Source organism: Nitrosospira sp. Nsp1, assembly GCF_900100985.1.
GTDB lineage: Bacteria > Pseudomonadota > Gammaproteobacteria > Burkholderiales > Nitrosomonadaceae > Nitrosospira.
Window position 1 is genome coordinate 1 of the sequence record NZ_FMUF01000003.1, and the last position, 12,546, is coordinate 12,546.

Sequence of the window (12,546 nt, forward strand, 5' to 3'; positions counted from 1 at the left end):
CCATTTCTCTGCTCCATATCAAAGTCCCGCAGGGACCATCAAAAGGTAGCAGATTTTCCACTTATGGATTTGTTCAAATTCTTGGGGCCACTTCTAAGCGGGATCAGATTAAAGTCGACGTTAATTTTTATTGCCTACTTGGGATACCTTTTGTTTTTAATATAACGCATATGCTTTTATTTCCCACGACCCACTATCGTTTCCTTGTTTTTTCCATTTCTTTAATTCTCGTTTGGAGCTTGAATCTTTTAGGGAAACCGGATAGACACGAGAAAATAGACAGGCTCATGGCGAATTCCAGTTTAGGGCAATAACGTTTCTGAAAAAGCGTCGCTACGGAAAGAAGTAGCTCGATCGATTTCAAACTCGAGCAGCTACAGATAACCGCTTTCCTTCTGGTGCCGAAACGCCAGAATATAGACCTTATCTTTAGCTGGGTCATGATGGTACAGCGCCACATAACCGGAATTTCCGAATTCCATGGTCAACTCGCGCCGCCCCACATATCCCGGGACCGGCCTGCCTACGTCGGGCATCTCTTCCAGTAGCATGATTTTTTGAGTAATAGTCCCGGCCGCACGCTGGGCAGCTTCGGGACTTTTATTTGTCAGAAATATACGACAAGACTCCAGGCCACGCGCCGCCCTTCTGGTGATAATTACTTGTGGCATTCGGGTATTTCCGTCTCCTCATCGGTTCCCCAAGTGCGCAGCCACGCGCTTGCTTCCTGTCCGGTTATATGTAAACCAGTTTCTTGAAACTCTATCCATGACTCCGTGGCCTCCTGCTGAATACTCTCTATCGCCTCTTCCCTGTCCACATATTGCTGGATAGCCTCTTTCATTATCCAGTTTGCCGACCGCCTCCGTGCATTCGCTAAATCCCGAACGCGGTTTTTCAGCTTTTCATCAATCTTGATCGATGTTGCCATATCAGGTATCTCCTATGACTATCTTTAACTATATCACAAGCTCCTTATCGAGTTAAAGGTGAGCCAGCACAGTTACTACATAACTATTTGAGTTCTTATTCCTAGCTTATTTTTATGAATGATAACGTCCTTTATCATTCATAAAAAATAGAGGGATCAAACTACATCTCACAAGGGCTAGCCCTAGTGAGAGATCAACAGGTGTTTGCCATCTCCCTGCAGAAAGGGCGCTATCGTCAGATCCGCCGGATTATTGCCGGGGGAATATCGTATTATCAATTCAGATGATCTGGACGTCAGAACGCCGAATCTTAGCGCTAAAATGCGGCAGTCACATCGACCAGTTCTATATCGGCAGCCACCAATCTTTTATCGAAGAATTTGGAAGCATTGACAGCAAAGCGCACAGGATCGTCAGTTGCCAGTATTTTAATTTGACCCCCTGTTCCCGTAATCCCCGAAAGCTGCCTGGCAGCCGCTTTACCGCTGTTGATGAGAGTGACAGATGGTCCAAGAATGTCCCGGAAGAGAACTTCAAAAACAGGAAAATGAGTGCACCCCATAATCAACGTGTCTGGAGCCTCGGCTGTGTCGAATATGGGATCAAGATACTGGCGGATTGTAGCTGTGGCAATCGGACCTGAAGACCAGCCCTCCTCCGCAAGAGCAACCAGCATCTGACAGGCTTGGGACGATACTTTTATGTGAGGATTGATTTTTTTCAGTTTCTTTTCATATATTCCGCTCTGGATCGTGCCGAAGGTAGCGATAACGCCGATATGCTGATTCCTTGTTGCCTGAACCGCCGCTGCCGCAGCCGGCTCAATCATGCCGATCACCGGCAGCGGAGCCGCCAGCGCGCGTACTACATCCAACGCATGAGTCGAAGCGGTATTACAGGCGATCACGATGGCTTTTGGATTATAGTTCAGCAGAATTCTGCACAAGCTTTGGCTATAACGCTGCACGGTTTCAGGACTTTTGGTTCCATAAGGAAGGCGAGCCGTATCCCCCAAATAGACATAAGATTCTTGCGGGTAACGCTTTTTCAGCGCCTGAAGAACGCTTAATCCTCCGATACCGGAATCGAATACAGCTACGGGCGAAAATATTTCTGACACTATAGAAATCAGCTCCTGGCTTCTGCCAATCCTCGATAGCAACCTGCCATGGCTGCGGCGCGAGGGGTACTCCTAGCAGCCTGTCGGACTTAAAGAAAATCGGCTGCAAAAGCGTCTGGCTGGTTCATATTTCGCTGCTTTTTCGACCAATAGAATAACTATTGGCCTTCAAAACCCGCAAAATCTGCCCTCACCCAGTCACTTTTTCGCTGCGATTCTTTAAGGCCGACAGGCTGCTAGAGGCAAGGTTAAGAAAATACTCACATTCGTTGAGTTTGTCGTCTGTGTCTGGAATGGCAGATATATCAACTTGCGCGAGCAAACCGCCGGGATCAGTCATTCCCACATTGAAGATGTGCCGGTCGCGCATGCGCGTTAATATTTAGCTGCGCTACTTGGATGGTCGTAAGGATTTCTTCGTAAACGATACAATAATTCAGAGACCGCCGATTCTAACCCTGAATGCGATTCCTTGAGTGCCGTGGCATACTCGACCAACGCTTTATGGCGAGCATTTGCATGTGATTCGTGTACAGGATTACGCGTTTCCTGGAATAGGAAGCAATCACGCTCCCACTGTTGCAAAAGATCATTATTCAAACGTATTGAATCAATCATACTTCGTGCTTTTGTATATGTCGCTATTATTTGCTTTCTTAACATGTGATTTTTGATTTTCCCAATGGATAGCGCGTAGGTATTGTAAATAGTGAAATACTCTTGGGTCAGTGGCCAGTATATAAGCATTGGTTCATCATCAGGTAAGGCTACGATACTGGCACACGCTCCTGCTTGATAAACCCCCCAAAGAGTTTCGATTTCATCACGGAGGCTTGAAGTAGCCCGAGAACTCTCCATGTAGTGATGTCATACGTATAAATCGGGATCGGGATGGCAAGAGTTTTCGGGTTGTCGCGGTTAGGACGTTGTCCAGTATCGGATCTCCTGAGCTTTGGATTGCAACTCATCTTTTAGCCATTGGTCATCGTCGTCGAGAGAACTCCAGGGTATCTTCCCCTGCGCGAGCATCTCACGGATATACAATCGGAAGCGGTAATGCTGATATACCGACATGACATGAGTCGCATAGGCTATAGCGAGCTTCTTATGGCCACGCACGATTACCAGATTTTCATCGTTTTTCTTGTTCCCCGGACGCATCATCGCTATTTGTATAAACTGCAACCTTCATGTCTGCCCTCTATTTTGATCTCATCGGCTATCTTGATGATTCCTCACAAGCCGTTCTCCGCAGTTCTCTCCATTGCGACGAACCACGATCACCGTGAACCGGTTGCCCGGTTTTAATCGAAGCCGAGATCGTGCTCAAGGCTAAGCGTGCAATCCTGGTCCAGATGCCGGCCCGTTCAGAACTTCACTGTCCAACCCGGATTTCGTGCCTGCTCCTTGGTGTAGGCCACCCCATCCACGCGCAAACCATCGCCGTTCAATATCGTGATGATTCCACCCTTGTTGGGCAGAACAACAGGCGGTTCAAGTTGCACACGCAATGTCTCCCCAGCCGTAATGGACCCTTTTAGCGCCATCCTGTTTTTGTCGCGATCCGCAATGTTCCAGCCATCAAGCGAGATTGTCTGATTGGTGGTGTTCAAGAGCGTTACAAATTCGATCTCGGGCGACCGGCTGCTATTGACGAGCGCTGCGACAATTCGGATCGCCCCGTCCGGCATCTCCGCGGTGGGTTGTCCCCCTGGAACGAACGGACGAGACACCACGTTCTCGTCTGATGGGGGACCACTGGTTTCGGTATGAATCTGATGCCCGGTCTTGTCATCGGTATGCCAGGTCTGGGACTGGAACTTCAAAAACACGCCGACCCATTGACTGGTCCGGGGAAAATGAAATAACAAGGCACCGTCCTGGTATACCCCGTCATCGCCCTTGAAACGCCCTGCGTTGCCCTGATTCATATGGATATCATGAACGCCATTGCCGGGAATAAAGCCGAATATCTTGTCGGTTTTGTTGTTTTCAGGGCCCCACCGCTGACCAAAAGCATAAACAAGCGCATCCTCGTCCGCCATTGCACGCTGTACGAACTGATCGATTTTCTCGTTCAAATCGTTATCCGGACCAGGTGCGCTGAGAGGGAGCACACGCATATCGCGCGGATCAAACAGGTTGCCGCGTATAAAGTCGAGTGCGACCCCACCCGGCCTGGATTGAAGAGGAAGCCAGCCGAGAGGCTTGTCGATCAACTCCGCCAGGAGCGGATGGTCGAACCTTGAATCCACAAGAAATTCCAGCTCGGACGGGGCGAGTTGCGAGGTAACGTTCACCGCGATGCGATAATGGGTTGTATCGTCCACGATATGGATCTGGTAATGCGGATTGGCGCCCGAGGCGAGTTGGCGGTTCACCGGCCGGCCCTTCAGTACTCCATATGCGTTTAGTGGCATGCTTTCCCCCTTTTTAAAAATTCGCGTCGCTACGCAAAGAATTGCTGTGCTCTGCTATCAACATAGATCATGTTGCCTCGATGTCAATCCTGATGATGGAAACGAATCGCCTCAAAAAACCAACTGAAGCGGTATCCCGGGAAGATGCTGGACGAGTTCCGCTCGGTATGGGGTTATCGGCATAAGTACGCCATCCCGGCCCGGGCTATCGGGTCGCAAGCCCGCATTCAAAACGGATGATCAGCGCCCGCCCTATCCGGGCAAACCAGCTGTCTTCATCCTTGGGAATATTTATCTGATTACTGCCGCTTCTGTGAAAGGGCCACTGCTCAGCTTGAATATTTCGTATTCCATGCTATTCGTTAGATGTAACGTTAGATGTAACGACTGATCCGGAGAAGAAGATCATGGCTACCAACGAGAACGAAAGCGCCGCGACGCCCGGCATGGAACAAGCTCAGCCCGGGCTCGGCTATCGCCGCCGCGTAATTGTCAAATTCAAGGATCACGTCCAGCTCCCCCGCGAAGATACCGCGCGAATGGTGGAATCGCTCGGTGTCGGCCCGTGGAATGCGCTGGCGGCACAGTTTGAAGGCATCACACTTGAACCTCTCCTATCGTTTGAACCCGATCGGTTCGCCGCGTTGGGGGAACGCGCCAGAGCATTGAATTCAGCCTTTCGCGCGCCCAATCTGGACGCCTATTTCGCGGTCAACCTGCCGCTCGGCATGAATGCCGAAGAACTGGTGAATCGTCTTTCCCAGTGGGAGTCCGTGGCCATGGCTTATGTCGAGCCACCGCCTGTCGAGCCGCCATTCGTCAATGCTGCGGATGACCCGCGCAGCGCTAATCAAGGCTATCTCGACCCTGCGCCCGACGGCATCGATGCGGAGTATGCCTGGAATTTTCCTGGCGGCGATGGCGCTGGGCAGGCACTGGTCGATATGGAGTGGGGTTGGACTTTTGATCATGAAGATCTCGCCGCGCACGGTATCACGCTGATCTCGGGCCTGAATCACTCCTATTATTTTCACGGCAGCGGCGTGCTCGGGGAAATCGCCGCGGTAGACAATGCCGTGGGTTGTGTGGGCATCACGCCCGCGCTGGCATCTGTCCGCTGCGTGGGCCAGCATTTGCCGGGAGGTGGTTATAGCACGGCCCAACCGATACTCGATGCGATTGGCGTCATGCGCTTTGGCGACGTGTTGCTGCTTGAAGCACAGACGAATCTGTTCGGTTACAGCCTGGTTCCCGTCGAGATCGAACCGGCCGTTTTCGACGTGATCCTCCTCGCGACCTCGCTTGGCATCGTGGTGGTCGAGGCGGCCGGCAACGGCGGCGTCGACCTCGATACGGTGGTGAATCCCGGCGGGCAGCAGATATTCAACCGCGCCAGCACGGATTTTCTGGATTCAGGCGCCATCATGGTGGGTGCGGCAAGTTCCACCGCGCCACACGTGCGCCTCGGCTTTTCATGCCACGGCAGCCGTATCGACTGCTATGGATGGGGCGAGAACGTGGACACCCTTTCTTCCGATGCCACCAATACGGCGACAAACCTCTATACGACCGGCTTCAACGGCACATCCAGCGCTACCCCCATCGTCACGGGTGCAGCACTCGCGGTGCAGGGCTTAGTGGAAGCGGCCTCGGACGACCGCCTTGCCCCGTGGCAACTGCGCATGATTCTGTCCGATGCCGCATATGGAACCTTGTCTGCGAATCCGGCTGTGGACCGCATCGGGGTAATGCCCAATCTACGCGCGATCATTGATGGAACAGTACTCAACCTCGCTCCCGACATCTATCTGCGGGATTTCATCGGCGACAACGGCGATCCTCACCTGGGCGCGATCTCGTCCAGTCCGGATATCATTCTGCGGCAGACCGCTGTCGCCGATCCCCAAGCTGCTTTCGGCGCCGGCAGCGGGACCGAGAACGACATGACGCTGGGTTATGAAGCGGAAGCGGGGCAGGATAATTTCGTTTACGTGCGTGTGCGCAACCGGGGCGGCTCGGCTGCGGCGAATGTGGCGGCTACTGTCTATTGGGCACCGCCTTCCACGCTTCTCGCGCCGGACCTCTGGACGCTGCTGGGATCGACCACCCTGGCAAACGTACCGACCGGCGACCTGCTGACGGTTTCGAATGGCATTACCTGGCCATCCGCAGCCATACCCGCAACCGGGCATTATTGCTTCGTCGGCATTCTCGACGCGCCTCGCGACCCGGGCCCCGTACCCGCCGATTTTCTGGATTGGGACAATTTCACCACCTTCATCCGCAACAATAATAACGTGACCTGGCGCAACTTCAACGTGGTCAATAATGTGCCGCCCCCTCGATCGGAACCGCGGGACTATGTCGCCTTGCCCTTTATCGCGGCAGGTGCACCGGATAAAGCACGGCGCATGCATCTTGAAATCGTGCCGCGGCTTCCCGCCGGGGCCGAGATCGTACTCGAGCTATCGCCGGAATTCGCTGAAAGACTGCGCGTGCGCCCGCATTCCATGCCATTCGCGCCGCTCGACTCAAAGGATCGCCCGCGCGTGGTTCATGTCCCTCTCAACCATTGCAGCCGCCTGAGGCTTCCTGAGATTGTCTTCCGCGCAAAGGCGCGAATTCCTTTGCGGCTACTGGTAAAAATACCGGAAGCAATGCGCAAGCATGAGTTTGAGCTTTTTGCGCAGCAGATTCATGAAGGAGAAGAAGTTGGGCGAGTGACCTGGCGGCTGGTACCGCAAAGGCAGCCGCAATAGCGACCATCCGGAGTATCGGGATAGCGGCTCAACGGAATGGTTTCCTTTTTTCATTTAAGCTGAGTGAAAGACTAAGCAACGAACGACGATACCGGCTCCAACCTTTAAATAGCAGAATGTGTGCCAACGTACAGACCCCAGCTTCCAGTCCTTCTATCGTTTGGCGTTTGGGACTGCGCACTATTTCCCGGAGAACATGAAATGGACAACCATAAAATCGTAAGCGTGCTGAACGACTTGATTGAAATCTCGCGCGACGGCGCAAATGGCTTCAGGACCTGCGCGGAGGATACGCATGACGCCGCGCTGCAGTCGTATTTTGAAAACCGGGCGCAGAGTTGCGCGCAGGCCGTCAACAAGTTGAGTACCGAGGTCAGGCGGTATGGCGGTGACCCCGATACCGGCGGGACGGTAACAGGCACATTGCATCGCGCTTGGGTTGACCTCAAAACGTCTTTGACCAGCAATGATAATCTGGCGGTGCTTGAAGAATGCGAACGCGGTGAAGCGGCTGCCGTGGTGGCCTATGAGAATGCGCTAAGGGAAGAATTACCGGGCAATCTGCGTGCCCTCCTCGACCAGCAATACGAGGGCGCAAAACGTAACCATGACAGAGTGCGCCAACTGCGCGACACCGCCAGGCATGGCAACGCCAGCCCGCTCTGAAATCATTGCGGCATTGAAGAGATTGATCGGCTTTGGTCTACATAGATAAGCTTGTCGATATCGTACCCAAGCTTATACGCTTCGCTTATAAATCGGGTTAACACTTCATCCGAAGCGCGTGGAGTACGTGAAAGCAGCCATAGATAGTTCTTGTCCGGCCCTGTGACAAAGGAATACTGGTAGTCGGTATCCAGATTAAAGACTACGTACGAACCGTAGAATGGCCCAAAAAAAGATACTTTCAAATAGCCTGTATCGGGGCTTCCCACAGGATAAGCCTTCCCTTCGGCAGTGCGCCATTCATCTTTCACGGCGTCGTATCCCCGGTTTACCACCTTGATACCGCCATCATCACGCAAGCTGTAAGTCGCGGTAATATCGCTCAGGCCTTTTTCGGAAGAATGCTCCAGGCGTGCAATCTCATACCATTTACCCAGATACTTCTGCGTATCGAAGTTGGTGACCGGTGCAACATCCTGTGGGAGCCTCACTTGAGGGACTCCGGCACACCCGGTCAATGCGACCATGGTCATCAGGGAGAATGAAAAGAGTAATGTGCGCATCCCGAACCCCTCCAAGCTACTTTGATATCCGATGCAACGTCAATGCAGGACCACCCTTTGTTTCAAGCGTTGCGGTATTGCCGTCGGCATTCAGTTTGAACGACGTCGTCTCGGCGCCGGAAAAACCTGCGCAACCGTTGTTATCATAGGTGAATCCTTTAATCGCCAAGCCCTTGCTGCCGGCATCATAAGTATATGAGGCAAATTCGATACCCGGCTCACCACAACTTTCATGGCCGGCGCGTTCCGGATCCCCGATAGGATCAACCATCATGAATTTTCCGTTGGAAAAGAAAAAGTAGGTTTGTATCTTGATGGCAGCCGGGTCAGGTACCCAAGCCCCGATAATGCCTTTTGGATCATTCTCCATTTTGGAATACCGGATCTCCTTGACCTCGGTCTTGATGGGTTCCTTCGAAGAGCTTACCTCGAGCGTGCCGGCAATATGGAAGAGCTCGCCGAAGAGGCTGGCTTGCTTCCTTTCCCTTTGCACCGTCATGATATCCGAGGTAATCAGTTCGGAGCCATCGCTGCGCACGCGCCAGGCCGGCCTTGGGTTTGATAAGCCGGCATGAAGATTGGTATCTATTGTGGGTTTGCCGACAAACTTGAATCCTCTTGTATCAAACTCGGATACCCTCGCTGCTCCGTATTCCACCCCGGCTTTGCTCATCAGTTTGCCGCCGCACACGCGGTTGGTATCGCATGAATCATCCGGCGTGGCTTCTCCGTTCAGATATTCGCCGCCGTTACCAGCCGAAATACGGATGACAGAAGCTGTCGCGTCATCGTGTCTGACCCAGATATGGGTGCTGAGCAGGGGTATCCCCTGCGAAAGGAAGTGGGCATTGGCCTGTTCCGCCGTCTTCACCACACCTGCCACACCGCCCGCCTCTCTTGCTTTCTGCAATTCGGCCGACGCGGTAAACGCAGCAGGTTCGCTATCCAGATTAATCGAGGCAGTGACAGCCGCGGCGGCCGCAGCCGGGATGGTAATGCCATTTACGGCATTGCCATCCGCGTCCAGCGATTGCAACAGGATAAGCAGGTTTTGCAACCTTTTATCACTGTCACCGGCCAACTCCATAGGGGTAACGATAGCCGCGCCTTTCGGTTTCCCGAGAATCAGGCTGCCCAGCTTGAATTCAATCGTATCCCCGTGGCTGTATTTGTAGATCCCGCTTTCATCTGTATTGCCGGTGGCACCGGAAGACGCCAGGTAGGCCACGCCGCTCACGGCGGCATCCAGCAATCTCCCCGTAGCCGGGCCTTTTTCGGCAGTTGCAGCGCTGTTGCCGCCGCTGCCATTGCTTGCGGTGGGTCCGCTGCCATCACCACCACACGCGACAAGTCCCAGGGCAATTGTTAGTGGCAGCAAGCGGCCCCATGAAATTATTCTTTTCTTGTGATTAGGTTTCATCCAGATGATCCGTTCCACGTTTTAATCGACGCATTATGATATCAAACTATAGCGCGACAATAACGAAAAACATGATCGCCACTCCGCTCAGGGAATAAAGAACTACGCCGACGCCGTACCGGACGGGTCCGCGCACAGGGGAGCGAAAATTAACCCTTAAATGGCTGCCGCCGATTCCGATTAATCTGGATTCGCCTGATAACCTGGGTACAACAAACCGGCCGGTTGGCTGATGGGTGGTCACTGAATGCTTGGCAACCCGCTCACATACTGTCAGCGGGCCGGGATCCAAGCATTTAGCACACCGGGTCTTTGGTCCCGGCCATTCGGTTACGATCCTTTTTGCAATAGCTGAGTGGCGGCCTAGTCAATCAGACCAAGCCGATCCGAAGCATGTTTTCGCATATCAGGCTGTGAAAAAAAGGATGCGCTATAACCCGAAAGCGCTAGTGGACGCTTAAAACTTTTGATCGACGCTAAATTCGGACTTCTGACTTCTTACGTCGCGCCATGAATCCGATCAAGCTCAATCCGGCAAGCAGCATGGCATAGGATGAGGGCTCTGGGATAACGGCAATGGCGGCTATCTGCCCCAGGTTATTGATGTCGTTGGCTCCGATTAAAATCACCCCAGCGGGCAGATCAACCAGCGAATTGAGGTCCATCATGCCTACGCCATTGGGGCCGGTGATAAAGGCGCTACCGCCTGAGTCTCCCACCACCTGACCAGCATCGTTGATGCCATAAGCAAAGCTAAAGCTGGAACCACCGCCTAAAGTGCCAAGATCCCTCATGCCGGCCCCATCAGGGCCGGTGATGAAAGCATGGGTAGCGCCTCCAGTCGTGTTAGAAAAACCCACCACCTGCCCGGCGTCGTTGATGCCACGGGCATAACTTTGGGGGCCTCCTAAAGTGCCAAGGTCCCTCATGCCGGCCCCATCAGGGCCGGTGATGAAAGCATGGTAAGCGCCTCCAGCCGTGTTAGAAAAACCCACCACCTGCCCGGCGTCGTTGATGCCATAAGCAAAGCTTTCACCGCCCAAAGTGCCAAGGTCCCTCATACCCATCCCGTTGGGGCCAGTGATGAAAGCATGGTAAGGGGCCACATCCCCGGAAGACCAACCCACCACCTGCCCGGCATCGTTGATGCCCTCAGCATAGCTGTTATCACCGCCCAAAGTGCCAAGGTCCCTTATACCAATTCCGTTGGGGCCGGTGATGAAGGCATGGGGGAAGCCCTCAGCTGTGTGAGAGTTTCCCACCACCTGCCCCGCGGCGTTGATGCCCGACGCATAACTTTGGAACCCGCCTAATGTGCCAAGGTCCCTTATACCCATCTCGTTGGGGCCGGTGATGAAAGCACGACCTGCTGACCCTACCACTACCTGCCCCGCGTCGTTGATGCCCACAGCAAAGCTTTCATCGCGCAAAGTAAGGTTGGTTACGGTCTTGCTGTTGAGGTCCACAAGGTATGAACGTAATTGGGCATTTGCATGATTAACAAGACCGAGACCGGTGATTAGAGCAGCGGCCAGGATGAGACTACGGACTTTGAAGCAATGGCTGAGTGTCATGGTATCCTCCGGCAAGGTGGTATGTGGCAATCCATTGCTTCAAAGTAGATGATGGAATTCAAGCTGTCAAAGGCAAATTTCGTCATCTCTCTTGGCGGAGCGTGCACTGCCTTCAGCTACTACTACGTCGTGCTCTCCGATCATGCGAGCGATGCCGCATCCATGCAAATTATTTGAATTCCAGCTATCGGAATCGTATGTTCATTCATCCTCGAGTTCGATAAGCTCGCCGCCTTCATCGACTTCAATCTCAAATTTCTTTCCGCCTGGATCGGGTTTTCTCGCGTGCACTTCATAAATCGTGACCGATTTACCGCCTATTGTCCTCGTCTTCTTTTTGATTTCTTCAATTTTTCCCTCGCCCATATTTTGGGAGATCGTTTTTTGTGCTGCGGCCGGCACCTGAGACCATTTGATTTCGACCGCTTCTCCAGCAAAACTTGAGGTCGCGCAAGCCATGACGAGCGTCAAAATAACGGGGGCGAGTGTTTTAGTCTTCATCACGATTCTCCTGTTTACTTTAACAAATGTTATCAGCAGGAGAAAAGAATAGACTTTGAATAAAAGAATAATCTGTACGATAACGCACGTATTCCTCCGCTACGGCGAATAGATACCCGCCACTTCGGAAGGAGCTAATGGACCATTCCTCGCAGATCAGGGTGCATTGAAATAAAACGTGGCGTTGTCAGAGGTATTTGGTGGAAATACCTGTAAGAACTATCAGGTTGTTGAGCCTGAGCAAGAGCCTATAATCGTTTCGGTCCAAACGTGTCGTGCGAGCGCGCTCGGTCTTGGAGTTGGAGCATGTCCATCTAACACGGTTGAGCATTCTTTAGCTGCAAATGCCTGACCACCAGACACAACCGATTTCCTTTAAGCCCGACAGGCTGCCAGTCCTTTTCGCGATCATGCTCTCCGGTACAACAACAGCATAACCGTTTCGCGACCAGGTTAAATAAAACCATACCCGCTCAACTCATGATTACTAATTAATATATGAATACCATCGTTGAAAAACTCCGGGAGGCTTACTGTTTGGATGGAGTAGCCCAGCCCACAATACTTTGTAATTGTTCGGAAAATCAGGAA

The 12,546-nt window shown here is 52.7% G+C and carries 14 protein-coding genes; 4 read left to right on the forward strand and 10 right to left on the reverse strand.

The annotated features are described in order from the left end of the window. The coding region (locus tag BLP78_RS15745; RefSeq protein WP_218118897.1) for a hypothetical protein at positions 1-314 on the forward strand (314 nt) is incomplete at its 5' end. A 60-nt stretch (positions 315-374) separates the two neighbouring features. Here the strand turns inward: BLP78_RS15745 and BLP78_RS02195 are convergent. The 6 genes from BLP78_RS02195 to BLP78_RS02220 form a co-directional block, all read right to left on the reverse strand. Next, on the reverse strand, positions 375-671 hold the full coding sequence (locus BLP78_RS02195) for a type II toxin-antitoxin system RelE/ParE family toxin (RefSeq protein WP_090456038.1): 297 nt from the start codon (positions 669-671) through the stop codon (positions 375-377). Next, positions 659-931 carry a CopG family ribbon-helix-helix protein gene (locus BLP78_RS02200; protein ID WP_090456040.1) on the reverse strand — a complete coding sequence of 91 codons (273 nt, stop codon included), beginning with the start codon at positions 929-931 and terminating at the stop codon, positions 659-661. Before BLP78_RS02200 ends, BLP78_RS02195 begins: the two co-directional genes overlap by 13 nt. 317 nt (positions 932-1,248) lie before the next feature. Next, positions 1,249-2,052, reverse strand: coding sequence for a glutamate racemase (murI, locus tag BLP78_RS02205; RefSeq protein ID WP_176752754.1), 804 nt, complete (start codon positions 2,050-2,052; stop codon positions 1,249-1,251). Between the two features lie 375 nt (positions 2,053-2,427). After that, positions 2,428-2,910, reverse strand: coding sequence for a hypothetical protein (locus BLP78_RS15090; protein ID WP_143002869.1), 483 nt, complete (start codon positions 2,908-2,910; stop codon positions 2,428-2,430). Between the two features lie 60 nt (positions 2,911-2,970). Continuing rightward, positions 2,971-3,237 (reverse strand): phospholipase D-like domain-containing protein, encoded by a 267-nt coding sequence (locus tag BLP78_RS02215; protein WP_090456046.1) that lies wholly within the window; start codon positions 3,235-3,237, stop codon positions 2,971-2,973. A gap of 182 nt (positions 3,238-3,419) precedes the next feature. Next, positions 3,420-4,472, reverse strand: coding sequence for a DUF2278 family protein (locus BLP78_RS02220; protein WP_090456049.1), 1,053 nt, complete (start codon positions 4,470-4,472; stop codon positions 3,420-3,422). A gap of 407 nt (positions 4,473-4,879) precedes the next feature. Between BLP78_RS02220 and BLP78_RS02225 the strand changes: the two genes are divergently transcribed. Both BLP78_RS02225 and BLP78_RS02230 read left to right on the forward strand, forming a co-directional pair. Then, positions 4,880-7,231, forward strand: a complete 2,352-nt coding sequence (locus tag BLP78_RS02225) for a S8 family peptidase (protein ID WP_090456051.1) — start codon at positions 4,880-4,882, stop codon at positions 7,229-7,231. 201 nt (positions 7,232-7,432) lie between these two features. Beyond that, on the forward strand, positions 7,433-7,897 hold the full coding sequence (locus tag BLP78_RS02230; RefSeq protein WP_090456053.1) for a ferritin-like domain-containing protein: 465 nt from the start codon (positions 7,433-7,435) through the stop codon (positions 7,895-7,897). A gap of 2 nt (positions 7,898-7,899) precedes the next feature. Here BLP78_RS02230 and BLP78_RS02235 read toward each other — a convergent pair whose 3' ends face one another. The 3 genes from BLP78_RS02235 to BLP78_RS02245 all read right to left on the reverse strand — a co-directional run bounded on the left by BLP78_RS02235 (position 7,900) and on the right by BLP78_RS02245 (position 11,454). Continuing rightward, positions 7,900-8,460, reverse strand: coding sequence for a lipocalin family protein (locus BLP78_RS02235; protein WP_090456474.1), 561 nt, complete (start codon positions 8,458-8,460; stop codon positions 7,900-7,902). Positions 8,461-8,476: 16 nt separating this feature from the next. Further along, on the reverse strand, positions 8,477-9,880 hold the full coding sequence (locus tag BLP78_RS02240; protein ID WP_090456055.1) for an adhesin: 1,404 nt from the start codon (positions 9,878-9,880) through the stop codon (positions 8,477-8,479). A 476-nt stretch (positions 9,881-10,356) separates the two neighbouring features. Continuing rightward, positions 10,357-11,454: an HAF repeat-containing PEP-CTERM protein gene (locus tag BLP78_RS02245; protein ID WP_090456057.1), complete on the reverse strand. Its 1,098-nt coding sequence runs from the start codon at positions 11,452-11,454 to the stop codon at positions 10,357-10,359. Between the two features lie 48 nt (positions 11,455-11,502). On the opposite strand from BLP78_RS02245, the gene BLP78_RS15885 reads away from it, so the two are divergent. Further along, positions 11,503-11,631 (forward strand): hypothetical protein, encoded by a 129-nt coding sequence (locus BLP78_RS15885; protein ID WP_256329966.1) that lies wholly within the window; start codon positions 11,503-11,505, stop codon positions 11,629-11,631. A gap of 24 nt (positions 11,632-11,655) precedes the next feature. On the opposite strand, the gene BLP78_RS02250 is transcribed toward BLP78_RS15885, so the two are convergent. After that, the gene (locus BLP78_RS02250; protein WP_090456059.1) at positions 11,656-11,955 is read right to left on the reverse strand and encodes a hypothetical protein; all 300 of its coding nucleotides are present in this window, start codon (positions 11,953-11,955) and stop codon (positions 11,656-11,658) included. Positions 11,956-12,546: the final 591 nt, after the last annotated feature.

Coding starts and splice junctions, on each gene's coding strand:
- BLP78_RS02245 (WP_090456057.1), bottom strand. CDS start 11,454: ATGACACTCAGCCATTGCTTCAAAGTCCGTAGTCTCATCCTGGCCGCT.
- BLP78_RS02230 (WP_090456053.1), top strand. CDS start 7,433: ATGGACAACCATAAAATCGTAAGCGTGCTGAACGACTTGATTGAAATC.
- BLP78_RS15885 (WP_256329966.1), top strand. CDS start 11,503: ATGATGGAATTCAAGCTGTCAAAGGCAAATTTCGTCATCTCTCTTGGC.
- BLP78_RS02235 (WP_090456474.1), bottom strand. CDS start 8,460: ATGCGCACATTACTCTTTTCATTCTCCCTGATGACCATGGTCGCATTG.
- BLP78_RS15090 (WP_143002869.1), bottom strand. CDS start 2,910: ATGGAGAGTTCTCGGGCTACTTCAAGCCTCCGTGATGAAATCGAAACT.
- BLP78_RS02195 (WP_090456038.1), bottom strand. CDS start 671: ATGCCACAAGTAATTATCACCAGAAGGGCGGCGCGTGGCCTGGAGTCT.
- BLP78_RS02200 (WP_090456040.1), bottom strand. CDS start 931: ATGGCAACATCGATCAAGATTGATGAAAAGCTGAAAAACCGCGTTCGG.
- BLP78_RS02225 (WP_090456051.1), top strand. CDS start 4,880: ATGGCTACCAACGAGAACGAAAGCGCCGCGACGCCCGGCATGGAACAA.
- BLP78_RS02250 (WP_090456059.1), bottom strand. CDS start 11,955: ATGAAGACTAAAACACTCGCCCCCGTTATTTTGACGCTCGTCATGGCT.
- BLP78_RS02220 (WP_090456049.1), bottom strand. CDS start 4,472: ATGCCACTAAACGCATATGGAGTACTGAAGGGCCGGCCGGTGAACCGC.
- BLP78_RS02240 (WP_090456055.1), bottom strand. CDS start 9,880: ATGAAACCTAATCACAAGAAAAGAATAATTTCATGGGGCCGCTTGCTG.